Annotated in this window: 14 protein-coding genes and 1 pseudogene; 3 read left to right on the top strand and 12 right to left on the bottom strand. The window is 71.5% G+C overall.

Features of this window, described 5'->3' with window-relative positions; all coding sequences use genetic code 11:
* Positions 1 to 81 precede the first annotated feature (81 nt).
* The 8 genes from AQI70_RS07840 to AQI70_RS07805 form a co-directional block, all read right to left on the bottom strand.
* On the bottom strand, positions 82 to 987 hold the full coding sequence (locus AQI70_RS07840; protein ID WP_062145836.1) for an ABC transporter permease: 906 nt from the start codon (positions 985 to 987) through the stop codon (positions 82 to 84).
* Positions 984 to 1,898: an ABC transporter ATP-binding protein gene (locus tag AQI70_RS07835; RefSeq protein ID WP_062145834.1), complete on the bottom strand. Its 915-nt coding sequence runs from the start codon at positions 1,896 to 1,898 to the stop codon at positions 984 to 986. Before AQI70_RS07835 ends, AQI70_RS07840 begins: the two co-directional genes overlap by 4 nt.
* A 53-nt stretch (positions 1,899 to 1,951) precedes the next feature.
* On the bottom strand, positions 1,952 to 2,224 hold the full coding sequence (locus AQI70_RS39040) for a hypothetical protein (RefSeq protein ID WP_003999519.1): 273 nt from the start codon (positions 2,222 to 2,224) through the stop codon (positions 1,952 to 1,954).
* Positions 2,225 to 2,339: 115 nt separating this feature from the next.
* Entirely contained in the window at positions 2,340 to 2,810 is a 471-nt protein-coding gene (locus tag AQI70_RS07825; protein WP_062145831.1) for a hypothetical protein, read from the bottom strand.
* Between the two features lie 375 nt (positions 2,811 to 3,185).
* Entirely contained in the window at positions 3,186 to 4,829 is a 1,644-nt protein-coding gene (locus AQI70_RS07820) for a glycoside hydrolase family 13 protein (protein WP_062145829.1), read from the bottom strand.
* A gap of 39 nt (positions 4,830 to 4,868) precedes the next feature.
* A complete protein-coding gene (locus AQI70_RS07815; protein WP_062145827.1) occupies positions 4,869 to 5,705 on the bottom strand; it encodes a carbohydrate ABC transporter permease in 837 nt (278 codons plus the stop codon).
* Positions 5,702 to 6,745 carry a carbohydrate ABC transporter permease gene (locus tag AQI70_RS07810; protein ID WP_062145825.1) on the bottom strand — a complete coding sequence of 348 codons (1,044 nt, stop codon included), beginning with the start codon at positions 6,743 to 6,745 and terminating at the stop codon, positions 5,702 to 5,704. The genes AQI70_RS07815 and AQI70_RS07810 overlap by 4 nt, the downstream gene beginning before the upstream one ends.
* An 11-nt stretch (positions 6,746 to 6,756) precedes the next feature.
* On the bottom strand, positions 6,757 to 8,049 hold the full coding sequence (locus AQI70_RS07805; protein WP_244181518.1) for an ABC transporter substrate-binding protein: 1,293 nt from the start codon (positions 8,047 to 8,049) through the stop codon (positions 6,757 to 6,759).
* A gap of 311 nt (positions 8,050 to 8,360) precedes the next feature.
* Here AQI70_RS07805 and AQI70_RS07800 point away from each other — a divergent pair, with 311 nt between their 5' ends.
* The 3 genes from AQI70_RS07800 (at position 8,361) to AQI70_RS07790 (ending at position 11,607) form a co-directional block, all read left to right on the top strand.
* Entirely contained in the window at positions 8,361 to 9,374 is a 1,014-nt protein-coding gene (locus AQI70_RS07800) for a LacI family DNA-binding transcriptional regulator (protein WP_062145822.1), read from the top strand.
* A 120-nt stretch (positions 9,375 to 9,494) separates the two neighbouring features.
* Entirely contained in the window at positions 9,495 to 10,073 is a 579-nt protein-coding gene (locus AQI70_RS07795) for a tellurite resistance TerB family protein (RefSeq protein ID WP_079051189.1), read from the top strand.
* A gap of 157 nt (positions 10,074 to 10,230) precedes the next feature.
* Positions 10,231 to 11,607, top strand: coding sequence for a beta-propeller fold lactonase family protein (locus AQI70_RS07790; RefSeq protein WP_244181517.1), 1,377 nt, complete (start codon positions 10,231 to 10,233; stop codon positions 11,605 to 11,607).
* A 22-nt stretch (positions 11,608 to 11,629) separates the two neighbouring features.
* Here the strand turns inward: AQI70_RS07790 and AQI70_RS07785 are convergent.
* From AQI70_RS07785 to AQI70_RS07770, 4 genes and pseudogenes are all read right to left on the bottom strand, one after another.
* Positions 11,630 to 11,881 (bottom strand): annotated as a pseudogene (locus AQI70_RS07785) (amidohydrolase family protein); the annotation flags it as partial.
* A gap of 5 nt (positions 11,882 to 11,886) precedes the next feature.
* Positions 11,887 to 13,155 (bottom strand): sensor histidine kinase, encoded by a 1,269-nt coding sequence (locus AQI70_RS07780; protein ID WP_079051188.1) that lies wholly within the window; start codon positions 13,153 to 13,155, stop codon positions 11,887 to 11,889.
* Between the two features lie 112 nt (positions 13,156 to 13,267).
* Complete coding sequence (locus tag AQI70_RS07775; protein ID WP_159042629.1) at positions 13,268 to 15,478, bottom strand: MMPL family transporter; 2,211 nt, start codon at positions 15,476 to 15,478, stop codon at positions 13,268 to 13,270.
* A 155-nt stretch (positions 15,479 to 15,633) separates the two neighbouring features.
* Positions 15,634 to 17,037 (bottom strand): NAD(P)-binding domain-containing protein, encoded by a 1,404-nt coding sequence (locus AQI70_RS07770; protein WP_062145814.1) that lies wholly within the window; start codon positions 17,035 to 17,037, stop codon positions 15,634 to 15,636.
* Positions 17,038 to 17,130: the final 93 nt, after the last annotated feature.

The raw sequence follows: 17,130 nt of genomic DNA, 5'->3' as shown, positions 1-17,130 counted from the left end.
GCCAGCACGTCGGGTGGTACGGCATCCCCTGCGCCGTACGTCATGAGGGACGGGCGAACGCGCCCCGCGCGTTCCCGTGCCTCAGCCCGTCGGGGCCTCCCGGCGGCAGTACGCCCAGTAGCCCGCCGCCGTCAGGGCGGCCGTGTAGAGCAGGTAGACCACTAGGGCCGCCAGGGTCGGGAGATCCGACCCCACCATTACTTCTGCGAACGCTTTGTCGTCGCCTGCAAACGCCGATACGTCGGTGAGCATCGCCCGGCCCACCGCGAACGGCAGCCAGTCGCCCACGCCGTCCAGCCCCGGGACGTACCCCAGCAGCAGACCCGCCAGCCGCTCGCCCAGCACCGGCCACAGGCAGAGCAGCACCACCGGCGTGATCCTGTTCCGCAGCAGCGCCACCAGCGCCGTGCACAGCAGCGCCCAGCAGCCCATCCACAGCACGAACCGCACCACGGGCAGCAGGACCGCGGCCCACGCCGGCTGCGGCGCACCGGCCGCGGCCAGAACGACCGCCGCCGACACCGCGCCCACCAGCGCGCTCGTCGCCGCCACGCCCGCGCCCACCAGGAATCCGACCGCGCACTTCGCCGCGTAGGCCGTGCGGCGGCCGTTGACGGCCAGCCAGGTCGTGCGCGCCGCGCCCCGCACCAGGTCGGTGGAGACCGGGCCGGTGCCGAGGATCAGCACGAAGAAGCACAGCAGGGGGATCTGGGTGGCCATCGGCGACCAGGCCAGCACGTCGCCCATCTGGGCCGCGCCGATCGCCCGCGTCCGGTCCAGGTCGAGGAGCAGGCTGGGGCCGGTGAGCAGGCTCAGCACGGCCACCACGCCGAGGAGCACCCACGTGGACCGCAGCGCCGCGAGGTGCCGCCACTCGTACCGGCAGGCGTTGCGGAACGCCTCTCCGGCCGGGACGACCCGAGGGGCGGGGGGCGGGGACGCCGGCGCACCGGTGTCCTGCTCGGTGTGTGTCACGGGCGCGGTCACGAGATCCTGAACTCCTCTTCCGCGATGGACAGGTAGAAGTCCTCAAGCGACGGCATGTCCTCGGACAGCCAGTGCAGAACCACGCCGCCCTCCGCCGCGAGGGCGCCGACCCGGATCCGGTCCAGGCCCGTGATGTGGGCGCTCGGCCCGCCGGCCGGCCGCAGCCGGCCGCCCTGCTCCTCCACCAGGCGCGTGAGCCCGGCCAGGTCCGGCGTCTGCACCGTCACCACGCTCCGGCTGCCCGCCCGGGACAGCAGCTCCGCGACCGGCGACGCGGCCACCACGCGACCGCGCGACAGCACCACGACGCGGTCCGCGAGCTGCTCCATCTCGCCCAGCAGATGGCTGGAGACCATGACGGCCCTGCCCTGCGCCGCCTGGTCCCGCAGGAAGTCGCGCAGCCAGCGGATCGCGTGCGGGTCGAGGCCGTTGGCGGGCTCGTCGAGAATGAGCACCGGCGGATCGCCGAGCAGCGCCTGCGCGATGCCCACGCGCTGGGCCATGCCCAGGGAGAGCTGGGAGAGTCTCAGCCCGGCCGCCTGCGTGAGGCCCACCAGTTCCAGCATGTCGTCGACGCGCCGGTCGGACGCGCCGCACCCGGCGGCCACCATCCGCAGATGCGACCGCACCCGGTGCTTGGGGTGGCCGGCGATGCCGCCGAGGACGGCGCCCACGACGTTGCCCGGAGAACCCCAGGCGTGCAGCGGGCGGCCGAGGAAAAGGGTCGTGCCCGCACCGCGGGCCAGGTCCAGCATCAGCCGGATGGTGGTGGTCTTGCCCGCGCCGTTGGCGCCGACGAAACCGGTCACCTCGCCCGCGCGCAGGGTCAGCGACACATCGTCGAGGACCGTTCTGCTGCCGAACGAGCGCCGGAGGTGCTGTGCTTCGACCAGCACGTCGCCTTTCGGCACAGCTGGGTTCCTCTCCGTACGAATAGCCCTGCGCGTCCCCCTCCGACCGGAGGTCAGGACCAGGGGAGGCCTTTGTTGATGGCGAAGAGCACGGTGAACAGCACCATCGCTCCCATCGGGACGATCACGAACGAGTCGGGCCGCTCCCGCCGGACCGCCCCCCAGACGAGGGCGACGAGCGGTCCGATGAGCCCGGCGGCCATCAGGCCCCAGCCCGCGTCGTTGTTTCCGACCACGAAGAAGGCGATGAACGCCGCCGTGATGAAGCACAGGGGCGAGGCCCACAGGTTCTTGAGGGCGGAGGACATTTCGGTGGTGGAGGCCATGGGTGTCTTCCTCGCGATGAGCCGGGCCGTACGAAAACGCCGCGCGGTGCGCGGCAGCGGGCGGTGCCCGGGTCACGGCCGCCGCTCGGCCGGTACCCGGGCACCCCCTCATCTCCTAGAACAGGCTGTTGATGTAGCTCCACAGCGCGTACTGCACCTCACCGCCGGCAGCGACCCAGGCGATGCGGACCGGGTGGTACCAGGGCAGGCCGTTCATGTACGAACGGAACTTGGTCCAGCCCTTCTTGGCGGCCTTGACCGCGTCGTCGTAGAGCTTGCCGCCGTGCCGCTTCAGCAGGTTGTACAGAGCCTTGACGGCGCTGCTGGCGGCGCCACGGGTCTGCGCCTTGGTGGCGGTGCCGTCGGCCACGGCGCGCACCGACTGCACGTCCGCGGCGTTCAGGCCGGCCACGGCGGCACGGTTGGCGAGCAGGGCGCGGGCGTCGGCCGCGGAGAGGGTCACCTCGGCGGCGGCCGCCGTACGGGCGTGCGTGGTCTCCGAGGCCTGCGCCAGACCGGCACCGGTGCCGAGAGTCACGGCGGCCAGGGCCGAAACGGCTGCGAGACGCAGCGTATTGCGCTTCATGTAGAGTCTCCCTTGCGTTCAATCGCAAGGGGAGGAAGCCCATGTGGGCGACCTGGACTGGCGTGGAAACCGAATAGGTCCCCCCGCGGACTTCTTCCCCCGATTACTTCTCTTCGGACGCACTTCACAGACCCACCGGCGGTTGATCAGGCCGCGCACGCAGGTACTGCCCGTGTGGTCCTTCCGCCTCAACCCGCTTGGTCAGAACGGGCGTTCGACGCGCAGAGAACATAGCACGGCCCTAGATCATTTGGCCAATAAACGCGTTTGCAGCTGCGGGCGAGTGAAGTAACCCCAGCTGGGGGTGGACCACTGACCCGGAGCACGGCCCTGAACCAGGCCGAAAACCAGCGGTCCCCCCCCTGCCGCCCGCCCCTACATCGCGAGCCAGACCGCCTCGTCCGGTGCCAGGACCCCGGCCTCGACCGAGCCGCTGGCCAGCAGCACGTCGGTGTGGCCGGGCAACGGGTACGGCTCGGCCGAGAGGTTGACGACGCACACGAAGCCCGGGTCGCGGCGGAAGGCGAGGACCCCGTCGGGGGCGTCCAGCCAGGTCAGTGCGGAGTCACCGAGGGCCGGGGTGGCGCGGCGCAGACGCAGCGCGGCGCGGTAGAGCTCCAGCATCGAGGTCTCGTCGCCGGTCTGCGCGGCCACGCTGCGGTCGGCCCAGTCGGCCGGCTGCGGCAGCCAGGGCGCGGCGGTCGCGCCCTCGGGGCTGAAGCCGTACGGGGCGGTCCGGCCGGACCAGGGGATCGGCACCCGGCAGCCGTCGCGGCCGCGTTGGGTGTGCCCCGAGCGCTCCCAGACCGGGTCCTGGAGCACGGACTCGGGCAGGTCCTCGACCTCGGGCAGGCCGAGCTCGTCGCCCTGGTAGACATAGGCGCCGCCGGGCAGGGCCAGCATGAGCAGGGCCGCGGCGCGGGCCCGGCGGGTGCCCAGTTCCAGGTCCAGGGGGCCTTCGGGGCGGTATATATCGTTGGCCACCCACCGCCGGCTGGGGCTCCTGCGGCCGTAGCGGCTGGGGTGGCGTACGACGTCGTGGTTGGACAGGACCCAGGTGGCCGGGGCGCCCACCGCGCCGAGCATGGACAGCGAGTTGTCGATGACCGCGCGCAGCTCCTTGGGGTCCCAGGTGGACATCAGGAAGTCGAAGTTGAAGGCGGTGTGCAGACCGTCCGGGCGGACGTACGCGGCGAGGCGTTCGGGGGTGTCCGCCCACGCCTCGGCCACGAAGCACCGGTCGCCGGGGAACTCGTCGGCCACCTTGCGCCAGGCGCGGTAGATGTCGTGCACCTCGTCGCGGTCCCAGTGCGGGTGCTCGACGTGCCGCCAGGGCTGCTGGTCGTCCGGCTCCGGCCGGGGCGGCAGGTCGGGGAGTTCGGGGTGCTTGATCAGGCCGTGGGCGACGTCGATGCGGAAGCCGTCCACGCCGCGGCTGAACCAGAAGCGCAGGATCGACTCGAACTCCGCGCGCACCTCGGGGTGTTGCCAGTTGAGGTCCGGCTGCTCGGGGGCGAACAGGTGCAGGTACCAGTCGCCGTCGGGCAGCCGGGTCCACGCCGGGCCGCCGAAGCAGGAGACCCAGTCGTTGGGGGGCTGTGAGCCGTCGGGGCCCCGGCCCGGCCGGAAGACGTAACGCTCGCGTTCCGGGCTTCCGGGGCCGGCGGCCAGCGCCGCCCGGAACCAGGCGTGCTGGTCGGAGGTGTGGTTGGGCACGATGTCGGGGATGACGCGGATCCCGTGCGCGTGCGCTTCCTCGATGAGCTGCTCCGCCTCGGCCACGGTGCCGAACAGCGGGTCGATCTCGCGGAAGTCGGCCACGTCGTAACCGTGGTCGGCCATCGGCGACTTGTACCACGGGTTGATCCAGATGGCGTCCACGCCGAGGGACTTGAGATACGGCAGTCGGGAGCGGATGCCCGCGATGTCGCCGACGCCGTCGCCGTTGCCGTCGGCGAAGCTGCGGATGTAGACCTGGTAGATGACGGCACTGCGCCACCAGGGTGCGGTGGGGGACACGGGTGGGTTGCTCCTCGGGAGTCGAAAGGGTGGACGTGTCTACTTCGCCGCGCCGGCCGTGAGTCCGGCGACGATACGGCGCTGGAAGACCAGCACCATGACCACCAGCGGGACCGTGACGAGGACGCCCGCGGCCATCTGGCTGCCGAAGGGGGTCTCGTACGTCGTGGCGCCGGTGAACTTCGAGATGGCGACCGGCGCGGTCTGCATGCCGGGCTTGTTGGTCATCGACAGGGCGATGAGGAACTCGTTCCAGGCCGCGATGAAGGTGATGATCGCCGTGGTGAAGATGCCGGGCGCCGCGAGCGGGATGATGACCCTGCGGAACGCCTGGCCGCGGGTGCAGCCGTCGACCATGGCGGCGTGCTCCAGCTCGTCCGGCATCTGCCGGAAGAACGTGGTCAGGTTCCACACCGCCAGCGGCAGCGCGAAGGACATGCTCGGCACGATCATCGCCTGGTAGCTGTTGATCCAGCCGATGTCCGTGAACAGCTTCAGCAGCGGGACCACGATCGAGACCACCGGAAACATCGAGGTGGCGATGATCAGGGTCAGGATCAGCCGCTTGAACCGGAACTCCAGCCGGGCCATCGCGTACGCCGTGAAGGTGGCCAGCAACAGGGCCAGGACGGTCGTGACACCCGCCACGAGCAGGCTGTTGAGCAGCGCGCGGCCGAACCCCTGCGCCGGATCGAAGACCGCACGGTAGTTCTCGAACGACACCACGGACGGGAACAGCGAGGTGTCGAAGATGTCCGAGGTGCGGCGCAGGCTGGAGACCAGCATCCAGTAGAAGGGGGCCAGGCAGTAGGCCACGACCGCGATGACCCCCGCGTACAGCAGTCCGCTGCGCCACTTCGCCGTGAGCGTCGTCATGCCGTCACCTCCGAACGGCGGCGCAGTGCCGGGATGCGGCTGCCTTTCCGCCTACGGCCGCCCGCGCCGACGTCGCCGATCAGATCGGCGCCGAGCAGCCGTACGAAGGCCAGCGCGACGAGGAAGACGTAGAGGAAGAGGAGCACCGAGTACGCGGAGGCCGGTCCGAAGCGGACGTTGGACGCCTCGTTCTGCGCGAGCATCGACAGGGTCTCCACCGAGTGCTTCTGGGCGCCGACGAGGATGTAGGGCAGGTCGAACATGCGCAGCGCGTCCATGCAGCGGAACAGCATCGCCACCAGCAGCGCGGGCTTCACCAGGGGCAGGGTGATGTGCCAGAACTGGCGCGGCGGGCCGGCTCCGTCCATGCGGGCGGCCTCGTAGACCTCCTTGGGGATCACCTGAAGCCCGGCCAGCACCAGCAGCCCGATGAAGGGCGCCGTCTTCCACACCTCGGCGACGATGACCGCGACCTTGGCGTGGAAGCCCTCGGTGGTCCACAGGACCTGATGGCCGATCAGCGCGTTGGCGATGCCGTCACTGTTGAAGATCCATCGCCACAGCAGACCGGAGATGGCCGTCGGCACCGCCCACGGCACCAGGATCCCGGCCCGGACCAGGCCCCGGCCACGGAACGCCTTGTGCATGATCAGGGCCATCGCCACCCCGATCAGCGTCTCCAGGGCGACCGTGACGACGGTGAAGAAGGTGGTGTTCCAGAAGGCGTTCCAGAACCTCTCCCCTGCCTCGCCGAAGATGTCGGCGTAGTTGCGCAGCCCGACGAACGGCTCGGTGGCGCGGATGAACCCGGTCTCCGGGTCCAGGCCCTTCGGGCCGTACAGCGACTCGTGCAGCGCCATGAGCGTCGGGTAGAGCACGACGACCGTCAGCACCAGCAGTGTCGGGGAGACCAGCAGGGCGGCCATCCGCGCCGAGCCCGCGGTCGCGCGGGGCTGCCTGCGGGGCCTGGGGCGGTCCGCCGGCTCGGCGGGCTCCCGGCGCACCGCGGTGGCGGGGGGTGGAACCTTGGTGTCGGCCATGGCCCCGCCCCTCACTGCCCGGTGGACTTCTGCAGGGCTTCCTGCAGGTCCTTCAGCGCCTGAGCGCTGGTCTTGGCGCCGCTCAGGGCGGCGTACGCCTCCTGCTGGACCGCCGAGGTCACATCGCCGTACTGCACGACGCGCGGGCGGGGCACGGCGCGCAGGATGGACTCCTTGAGCACCGGCAGGTACGGGTACTGCTCGACCAGCGCCTTGTCGTCGTACAGGGAGGCGTACGGCGGGGCGAGGGAGGCGTCCTTCAGGAACGTGGCGGTGTTCTCCTCGTTGCTGAAGAACTTCATGAAGTCCAGGGCCGTGGCCTTGTTCTTCGCGAAGGACGACAGGGCCAGGTTGTGGCCGCCCAGGCTGGAGGAGCCGGGGCCGTCCAGGCCGGGCAGCGGCGCGACGGCGTACTTGCCCTTGATGTCGCTCTTGCCGGCCAGGGAGTACACGTACGGCCAGTTGCGGTGGAAGATCAGCTTGCCGGACTGGAACGCCTGGCGGCCGTCCTCCTCCAGGTAGGTGATGCCGTCCTTCGGGATCGTGCCGTCCTTGACGGAGTCGACGAGGAAGTCCAGGCCCTTCTTCGCCGCCGCCGTGTCGACGTCCGGCTTGCCGTTCCGGTCGGTGACGACGCCGCCGGCGGAGTTCACGGCCTCGGAGAAGTTGACGGTCAGGCCCTCGTACTTCTGGAACTGGCCGGCGTAGCAGGACATACCCCTGGCCTCGGGGAGCTTCTTCACCTTGGCGCAGTCGGCCTTCATCCCGGCCCAGGTCGTGGGCGGCTCGCTGATGCCGGCCTTCTTCAGCAGGTCGGTGCGGTAGTAGAGCATTCCGCCGTCGGAGCTGGCCGGGACCGCGTAGAGGCCGTCGCGGTACTTGGCCGTCTCCACGACCGGCTTCAGCATCTTCTCCAGCGGGAACCGCTTCTCGGGCAGCCTGTCGATCCACTGGTGGGCGGCGAACTCCGACGTCCACACGACGTCGAGGGAGAGCACCGTATAGGCGTCGGACTTCGTCTCCGCGTTCTGGATCATCTGCTGGCGCTGCGCGTCCGCGTCCGTGGGCAGCTGGATGAAGGTGACCTTCTCCTTCGGGTGCAGCTTGTTCCAGCGGTCGAGCATCGGCTGGACCGAGCCGGTGGTGTCCTTGCCGGCCACGTAGGTGATGGGGCCGCGGCCCTCGAAGGTCCCTGGCCCGGCCTGTCCGGCCGCGCCCTCGTCGGACGCGCCGCAGGCGGTGAGGAGGGCGCCGACGGCGAGCATGCCCACCCACTGAAACGCTCTGGTGGTTGTGGTCTTCACGGTGTCTCCTGGTCGTACGTGGTCGTACGTGGTCGTCTGCCCCTGTTGCGAGACCGCGTTGTCACGCGTGTTCGTGAACGAAACCCACAGGTCAAAGCCCTTATGAAGGGCCCAGCAGGCTGGTGCATGACCTTGGCGTGACAACGCTTGCAAGCTAGGGGGCACATTTGCTCGAAGTCAATGCGTTACCGCGCGGTAATGCGGGGCAGCAGATGGTTTACGGTGCATGAAAACGCTGTCACGAACTGCCCCGAAGTCCGTGTCTCCTGTGCTACCGTCCGCTCATGCCACCAGCTCAGCGGCACCCCACGATGGCCGACGTAGCCGAACGGGCAGGGGTCTCCACATCCACCGTCTCGCGCACCCTGCGCGGTCTGTCCACCGTCTCCCCGGAGGTGCGCGCCCGCGTCGAGCAGGCCGCGCGCGAGCTGAACTTCGCCGTGTCCCGGCAGGCCGCAAGCCTTGTCACGGGCAGGACCGGCAACGTGGCGGTGCTCGTGCCCACGCTCCAGTCGTGGTTCATGGGAACCGCCCTGTCCAGCCTGGCCCCGCTGCTGCGGGCCGCGGGCATGGAACTGAACGTCTACGTCATCCCCGACCTGGCAGAGCGCACCTCGTTCTTCGAGCGCCTCCCGGCCCGGCGCAACGCCGACGCGCTGCTGGTGTTCTGCTTCGACCTCACCGACGAGGAGACGGCGAGCCTGGACAACCTCGGGATGCCGGTCGTCTACGTCAGCCAGCATGTCGAGGGACGCCCCAGCATCTACGTCGACGACGTCGCCGGAGCCCTGCACGGCACCCGGCACCTGCTCAACCTCGGCCACCGCCGGATCGCCTTCGTGCAGACCATCGGCGCCAGCGGCTTCTCGTTCAGCTCCAACGAACGGCTGATCGGCTACCAGCAGGCGCTCACCGAAGCGGGTCTCCCGCTCGACGACGACCTGGTGGTCGCCACCGAGCCCGGCGACAAGCGCGGCGCCGCCGAGGCGATCGGCCGGCTGCTGAGCCTGCGCGAGCCGCCCACCGCCGTCTTCGCCGAACAGGACGAGGTCGCCGTCGCCGCCATCTGGACCCTGCGCAAGACACAGATCCCGGTGCCCGAACGCGTCTCCGTCCTCGGCTTCGACGACCAGCCCATCGCCGACTGGTTCGACCTGTCCACGGTGGCCCAGTCACCCGCGGACATCGGCCGCGAGGCCGGCGAACTGGCCCTGTGCCTCATCAACGACCCGGACGCCGACCACAAACGGCACATCGTCCTGCCCACCCATGTGATCCCCCGGGCCACGACGGCCCCGCCGCCGCAGGAGGAGCGAGAGGGCTGAGGCGGGGACCGGCGTACGCCCATCGGGGTGCCGGTCCGGTGCTCATGGAACTTTTCGGGGGCCGTGCGGAGTTGCCAGGGGGACGACCGAACGACATGGGCTGAACCCGAGGTGGCACGCATGGCGATGTGGGATCGGATCAAGGACCAGGCGAAGGGTCTGCAGCAGCAGGCCCAGGGCATGCGGGGCGCCGGTGGCCAGGGCGGACACGGCGGACACGGCGGACACGGTCGACCGGGCGGGGGCTCCGCCGGGGGCTCGAAGGCACAGCTGGTGAACACGCTCAAGTCGCAGCTCACCTCCCTGAAGACGGAGCTGAAGAGCGGCGCCTACCGGGACGCCAGCATGGCCATGTGCGCCCTGGTCGCCGCCGCCGACGGGAATGTCGACCCGGCCGAGCGGCAGCACGTGGAGTCGCTGGTCCTGCACAACGACGTCCTGCAGAACTTCCCGCCCGAGCAGCTGCGCCAGCGCTTCAACAAGCACGTCGACCAGCTGGCGTTCAACTTCCAGCAGGGCAAGGCCGAGGCGCTGCAGGAGATCGCCAAGGCCGCGAAGAAGCCGACGGAGGCCAGAGCGGTCGTCCAGACCGGCTTCGTCGTCGCGGGTGCGGACGGATACATCGCGCCCGCCGAGGAGCAGGTCCTGCGCGAGGCGTGCTCCGTACTCGGCCTGCCCGCCCAGGAGTTCGGCCTCTGACGCGCCGCACCGCCGTCGGTGCGCGCACCACTCGGTGGACGCGAGTGGGGTGTGACGTCCAGCCGTTCCCGTGCGCTGGACAAGTGCCGCCTGTCGATCATGAACGGCAGGGCGGAGCTCACCTCCAGACGTCCTACTGAAGGAAGCGACCGACCACGTGCGCATAAGACAGTTGGCACAACGGGCAGCACTCTGTGCTGCCCTGAGCCTCTCGTTGCTCGGCCTCGGCACGTCCACGGCCACCGCGGACACCAGTGCCGCACTGCCGATCAGCTCGTATCGGGACATCGCCGTCGACGCGGCTCATCAGCGGGTCTTTCTCAGCGACCCGTTCGGCGGCAGCGTCCTGGTGACGGACTACACGGGCCAGGTCGTGAAGCAGATCAGCGGTGCGGCCGGGGCCTGGGGCATGGCGCTCTCCGACGACTCCCGGACGCTGTACGTGGCACTGCGCGACGCCGGCGCGATCGCCGCGATCGACACCGCCACCCTGCAGGAGACGGCCCGCTACGACACCGGCACCGGCGCGGGCGCCTACGCCGGTCCGACCTCCCTGGCGCTCGCCGGAGGGAAGATCTGGTTCGGCTACAGCCTCGACACCTGGCGCGGCGCCCTCGGCTCCCTGGACCTGAGCGGCGCACAGCCGGTCGTCACCCGGGACCAGGGCCTCGACACCTTCCGCGGCTCGCCCCGCCTGGCCGCCACGCCCCAGGACCCGGACACCCTCGTCGCCGCCGAGTCCGACGGCAACTACGCCACCGTGGCCGTGTACGACGTGAGCAACGGTCGGGCCGACACCCAGGCCAGGCGCACCGATCCGGGCCCGGACGGATGCCAGAGCCTGCAGGACCTCGCCCTGACGCCGGACGGCCGGCAGGTCGTCATCGCCTGCGCCGCGGCCCACTACCACCAGGCCCTGCGCACCACCGACCTGGCGGACGACGGCATCTACAGCACCAGCTGGTCCCCCAACTCGGTGGCCATCGCCCCCGACGGCACGATCGCCGCGGGCGTGTACGGGCCTTCCTGGTCCGACGTCCAGCTGTTCCCGCAGGGCACCTCCACGTCCTACGCGGACTGGGACTTCCCCGAGCCCTCCGAGTACGACAACACCACCCTGGTGACCGCCGGTCTGGCCTGGACCCCGGACGCCGGCCGGATCTTCGCCGTCACCGAGACCAGCGGCTCCTCGTCCCTGACGCTGCGGGTCCTGGACCACCCGCGGGTCGACACCACCGTCACCGTGCAGGCACCCGCCTCCTCGCCCCGCAACCAGAACCTCACCCTCACCGGGAAGCTCGTCGCGCCGGTCGGGTTCGGCACGGGCAGCACCGTCGACATCTGGCGGATCGACGACCCCCTGGCGGGCGAGGGCACGATGATCGGCTCCGCGAACGTCGCCGCGGACGGCACGTTCAGCTACACCGACCGGCCGAAGGCCAAGGGCAATGTCCAGTACACCGTCCAGTACTACGGCGACGCGCGCCACGCCTACGCCTACGGCTCGGTCACGGTGAACATCACCTCCGACTGAGTCTCCCGACCGGCCGCGCGGTTCAGCGTTCGTGGACCACGCGGCCGTCGAACACGGTGAGGTCCACCTGCGCGTCGGTGATCTCGTGCGGATCGCGGTCGAGCAGCGGGCGGTCCAGGACGCACAGGTCCGCGACCTTGCCCGGCTCGATCGTGCCCTTCCACCCGTCGGCGAAGTCCTGCCAGGCGGGCGTGGCGGTGCGGGCCCGCAGGGCGGTGGCGAGGTCCACGAGACGCCCACCGAGCCGCCGTACGGGCTCAGGCCCGGGCCCACCCGCGCTCAGGGCGCCGCGTTCTCCTCGGCGGCGTGCGGCTGGAGCGGCAGGGCGGTGGTGACCTCGAAGCCGCCGTCGGGGCGGGGTCCCGCGTGCAGTTCGCCGCCGATGGACTGGGCGCGTTCGCGCATGCCCATGACGCCGAAGCCACGGCACTGCGCGGTCCCGGGGGCGGGGGCGGCGGCGGCGCCGTCGTTGCTGACCGTGATCAGCAGCCGGGTGCCGGAGTAGGTGAGCCGTACGTGGGCGGCTTCGGTGGCGGCGTGCTTGGTGACGTTGGTGAGGGCCTCCTGCACGATGCGGAACGCGGTCAGGTCCACCCCGGGGGACAGCGGCTGCGGCACCCCCTCCGTGGTGACGGTGACGGCGACCCCCGCCGACGCGCACGCCGAGACCAGCTCGGGCAGGCGGGCGAGCCCGGGCGACGGCTCCAGCGGTGCGGAGTCCGGGTCGTCGTTCTGCCGCAGCAGCCCCAGCGTGGCCTTCAGCTCGCGCAGCGCGGAGGAGGTGGTGCCGGTCAGGTCGGTGAGGATCTTCTGGGTCTGCTGCGGACTGGTGAGCGCCAGGTGGGCGGCCGTGCCGGCCTGGGCGTTGGCCAGGGCCAGGTGGTGGGCGACGACGTCGTGCAGTTCTCGGGCGATCCGCATGCGCTCCTCGGTGACGCGCAGGCGTGCCTCCTCCTCCCGGGTCCGCTCGGCGTACTCGGCGCGGGCCTGCACCGACTTCAGGTAGGCGCGCCGCAGCTGGGTCATCTTGCCGGCGGCGAGCGGCATCAGCAGCCAGAAGACCGGGCCGATCGTCCTGATCAGCAGCGAGAGGTGCTCCATGGAGTCGGAGAAGACCGCCGCGACGATCACCGCAACCATGGTGGCCAGGCCGTGGACGCGGGTGGTCCTCCGGTCGGTGAGGGTGGCCAGCCAGTAGAGCGCGGCCATGATCGGGGCCAGCAGCAGCGGGGTGAGCAGGTAGCCCTGTACGACCGCGATCGTCGTGCACGCCGTGGTGACCACGACGGTCGTGCGCGGGTGGGTGCGGTGCTTGAGCAGGGCGAGGCAGGCCACGAACACGAGGGCGACGCCGGCCTCGCCCTGGTCCGGCATCTCGGCGCCGGGCAGGGTGAGCGAGCTGCCCAGGGTCACGCAGCCCATCAGCGCCAGGACGATCGCCAGATCGACGACGAAGGGGTGGCGGTCCCCGAAGTCCTCCAGGCGATCCGCGTAGCGCCGCTCCCGGCTCATGCTCAGCGGGCTCTCGGGCATGGGGCTCTCGGACATCGGCTCTCCGGTCGGTGGGCTGGGGTCCATGGTGGTCGACGGGCGGGGGAACGACCGAAGGGCCGACCGTGTCCTTCGCCACGGGCGGCCCCGGTGAGGGCGGGCGACCGGATCAGGTGCGCGCGGGTTCCAGGCCGGCCGGGGCGTCCGGGGCCGGATCCGTCTCCGGCCGGCGGCTGAGCGCCTCGCCCTCCACGTCGACGCGGGGCAGGATCCGGTCCAGCCACTTCGGCAGCCACCAGGCCTTGTCGCCGAGCAGGGCGAGGACGGCGGGCACGATCGCCATCCGGACCACGAAGGCGTCCAACAGTACGGCGGAGGCGAGGCCGAACCCGATCATCTTGATCATGGAGTCGCTCTCCCCGACGAACCCGGCGAAGACCGCGATCATGATCAGCGCGGCGGCCACGACCACCCGGGCGCTGTGCCGGAACCCGGAGACCACCGCCCGGCGGGGCCCCTCGCCGTGGACGTACGCCTCCCTCATCCGGGAGACCAGGAAGACCTCGTAGTCCATGGCGAGCCCGAAGACGATGCCCACCAGGAAGATCGGCATCAGGCTCATGATCGGCCCGGTCTGCTCGACGCCGAGGAGCTCGGCGCCGTGCCCCTGCTGGAAGACCACGACGACCGCGCCGAGGGAGGCCAGCACCGACAGCAGGAAGCCGAGGGCCGCCTTCAGCGGGACGAGCAGCGACCGGAAGACCACGAGCAGCAGGACGACGGCCAGCCCGACCACGACGATCAGATACGGGACCAGCGCGGCCTGCACCTTGTCGGCGATGTCGATGTTCATCGCGGTGGTACCGGTGACCTCGAAGGTCGCCCCGGTCCGGGCCTCGACCCCGCTGCGCTCGTCCCGGATGGTGGTCACCAGGTCCTTGGTCTTCTCGTCGGTCGGCGCGGTGGCGGGCACGACCGAGAAGACGGCGGTGTCACCGGCGTCGTTGAAGCGGGCCGGGGAGACGGACACGACCCCCTTCGTGCCGCCGATCTCGTCGGAGATCGTCGTGACGGCGCCCTTGGGGTCCGCGTCGTCCTTGGCGTCCACGACGACGGTCAGCGGCCCGTTGAAGCCCGGCCCGAAGGCGTCGGCGAGCGCGTCGTAGGCCCGGCGCTCGGTGGTGGAGGTCGACTTGGCCTCGTCGCCGGGCATGCCCAGCTGGAGCTCCGTCATCGGCACCGCGAGCGCCCCGAGGCCCAGCACGCCGAGGAGCAGCACGGGCAGGGGCCGCCGCAGCACGAGCCGGGCCCAGCGGGTGCCGCCGTTGTCCTTGCCGCTCTTCTCGATACGGCCGCTGCGGCGGGCCTTGCGTGTGAGCACGGCGTTCGGCCAGAAGCCGAGGAACGCCGGGACCAGCGTCAGCGCGATCAGTACGGCGACGACGACCGCGCCGGCCGCGGCCAGGCCCATCTTGGTGAGCATCGGGATGCCGACCACCGACAGCCCGGCCAGCGCTATGACGACGGTGAGCCCGGCGAACACGACCGCCGACCCGGCGGTGCCGACGGCCAGCCCGGCCGCCTCCTGCGGCGTACGGCCGTGGCCGCGCTCCTCCCGGTAGCGGGAGGCCACGAACAGGGCGTAGTCGATGCCGACGGCGAGGCCCAGCATCATGGCGAGGGTGCCGGTCGTGGCGGACAGGCCGAGGGCGCCGGACAGGGCCAGGATGGTGGCCATGCTGACGCCGACGCCGACGACGGCGGTCAGCAGCGGCAGCCCGGCGGCGGCCAGTGAACCGAAGGTGACGAGCAGTACCACCGCGGCCACCGCCATACCGATCACCTCGGCGAGCCCGCCCGCCCCGCCGGCCTCGGACAGCGCGTTCCCGCCGGCCTCGACGGTCAGCCCGGCGTCCCGGGCCGTGTCGATCGCCCGCTCCAGGTGCGTCCTGCCGGTGTCGGTGAGGTCGTTGGCCCCGACCTTGTAGCTGACGGTCGCGAACGCGGTCGTACCGTCCGCGCTGACCGCCTTCGCCCGGAACGGGTCGGCGACGGACGCCACCTGGGAGCCCTGGCCCAGCTCGGCCACGGCGTCCTCGACGGCCTTCCTGTTCTCGGCGGCGGTCACCTTCTCACCGGCCGGCGCGACGAACACGATCCGCGCGGTCGCGCCGTCGGCCGTCGCCCCCGGGAAGCGCTCCTCCATCAGGTCGAACGCCTTCTGGGACTCGATGCCCGGCATGGAGAACCCCTCGTCGGAAGCTCCCGGGGACCTGAGGGCACCCAACCCGACGGCGGCCAGGACGGCCGCCCAGACCAGGGCGACGTACCAGCGCCGCCGGAAGGCCAGACGGCCCACTCGATACAGGAAATCAGCCACGGCAGGGGGTCTCCACATCTGGGACTCGAACGTCTGCCCAGGCTCTCGGGAGCGGGGGTGCCGTGTCGTCGTGCGGCTGCCGACAATCGTCGGTACTGAGAACGCAGTACGGATCGGCCGGGAGGTCGGCCGCCAGGACTATGGGGGGCGGTCGGTCAGGAGCCGCAGCCGCCGCCCGCCGGTGCCGGTGCGGCGGGAGCCGGTGCGGCGGCCGGGGCGCCGAGCTGGACGAGCTGGGGCGCCGGGGCGGCGCAGCAGCCGCCGTCGGCCTGGTCGGCGGCCGGGGCGTCGAAGAGGCCGGCGCCGCCGCACACGCCCGTTTCGGGGAGGGTGAGTTCGACCCGGTCGGCGGAGGCGAGGTCGCCGGCGATGGCGGCGACTACGGAGCGGACCTGCTCGTAGCCGGTCAGGGCCAGGAACGTCGGGGCGCGGCCGTAGGACTTCATGCCGACGAGGTAGACGCCCTGTTCGGGGTGGGAGAGCTCGCGGTGGCCGTGCGGGTAGACGGTGCCGCAGGAGTGCTGGTTGGGGTCGATCAGCGGGGCGAGCCCGACCGGGGCCTGCAGGCGCTCGTCCAGGGCGAGGCGGAGCTCGGACAGGAAGGACAGGTCGGGGCGGAAGCCGGTCAGCACGATGACCTCGTCCACGGGGTCGAGACGGCAGCCGTCCTCGCCCACCAGGACCAGGCGCCCGTCGCCGGTGCGCTCGACGGCGTCGGTGCGGAAGCCGGTGACCGCGTCCGCGTGGCCCTCGTCGACGGCTGCCTTCGCGGCGAGCCCCAGGGCGCCGCGGGCGGGCAGCTGGTCGGCTTCTCCGCCGCCGAAGGTGGCACCGGAGATGCCCCGGCGCAGGATCCACACCGCCTTCGTACCGGCGCCGTCCGGTGCCTGGGCCAGGTCGGCGAGGGAGGCGAGCGCGGTGAAGGCGGAGGCGCCGGAGCCGATGACGGCGGTGCGCCTGCCCGCGTACCGGGCCCGGACGGCCGGGTCCTTCAGGTCCGGGACGCGGTAGGTGACGCAGTCGGCGGCCGCGCGCTCGCCGAGGGCGGGCAGGCCGCTGCCGCCGGCCGGGCCGGGCGTGCTCCAGGTGCCGGAGGCGTCGATGACGGCGCGGGCGAACAGGCGCTCCTCACGGCCGTCGGCGTGGGCGACGTGCACGACGAAGGGCTGGGCGTCGCGGTCCGCGTCGACCACCCGGTCCCGGCCCGCGCGGGAGACGCCGGTGACGCGGGCGCCGGTGCGCACTCGGTCGCCGAGGACGTCGGCCAAGGGCTTGAGGTACTGCTCGGCCCAGTCGCCGCCGGACGGGTAGGCCGCCGGGTCGGGCCGCGTCCAGCCGGTCGGCGCGAGCAGCTTCTCGGCGACCGGGTCCACCACTTCGCCCCAGGTGGAGAACAGCCGGACGTGCGACCACTCGCGCACCGCCGCCCCGGCGGCCGGGCCGGCTTCCAGGACGAGGGGTTCGATGCCCCGGTCGACGAGGTGGGCGGCGGCGGCCAGGCCGGCGGGACCGGCTCCGATCACGACGACGGGCAGCTCGGTGGTGGCGGGCGCGTTCACGGCGGCTCCTTGCGTGTTTCGACGTCTGTCGATGGCTTGGGCGGCCCAGCATGGCACCTGTATCGACGTACGTCAACATAGACATTCATCGAA

It is taken from the genome of Streptomyces curacoi (assembly GCF_001513975.1).
GTDB lineage: Bacteria > Actinomycetota > Actinomycetes > Streptomycetales > Streptomycetaceae > Streptomyces > Streptomyces curacoi.
This window is presented reverse-complemented; position numbering and strand designations above follow the sequence as displayed.

Excerpts from the sequence above, each read along its gene's own strand:
- AQI70_RS39040 (WP_003999519.1), bottom strand. The coding sequence starts at position 2,224 with ATGGCCTCCACCACCGAAATGTCCTCCGCCCTCAAGAACCTGTGGGCC.
- AQI70_RS07825 (WP_062145831.1), bottom strand. The coding sequence starts at position 2,810 with ATGAAGCGCAATACGCTGCGTCTCGCAGCCGTTTCGGCCCTGGCCGCC.
- AQI70_RS07815 (WP_062145827.1), bottom strand. The coding sequence starts at position 5,705 with ATGACGACGCTCACGGCGAAGTGGCGCAGCGGACTGCTGTACGCGGGG.
- AQI70_RS07810 (WP_062145825.1), bottom strand. The coding sequence starts at position 6,745 with ATGGCCGACACCAAGGTTCCACCCCCCGCCACCGCGGTGCGCCGGGAG.
- AQI70_RS07800 (WP_062145822.1), top strand. The coding sequence starts at position 8,361 with ATGGCCGACGTAGCCGAACGGGCAGGGGTCTCCACATCCACCGTCTCG.
- AQI70_RS07795 (WP_079051189.1), top strand. The coding sequence starts at position 9,495 with ATGGCGATGTGGGATCGGATCAAGGACCAGGCGAAGGGTCTGCAGCAG.
- AQI70_RS07780 (WP_079051188.1), bottom strand. The coding sequence starts at position 13,155 with ATGTCCGAGAGCCCCATGCCCGAGAGCCCGCTGAGCATGAGCCGGGAG.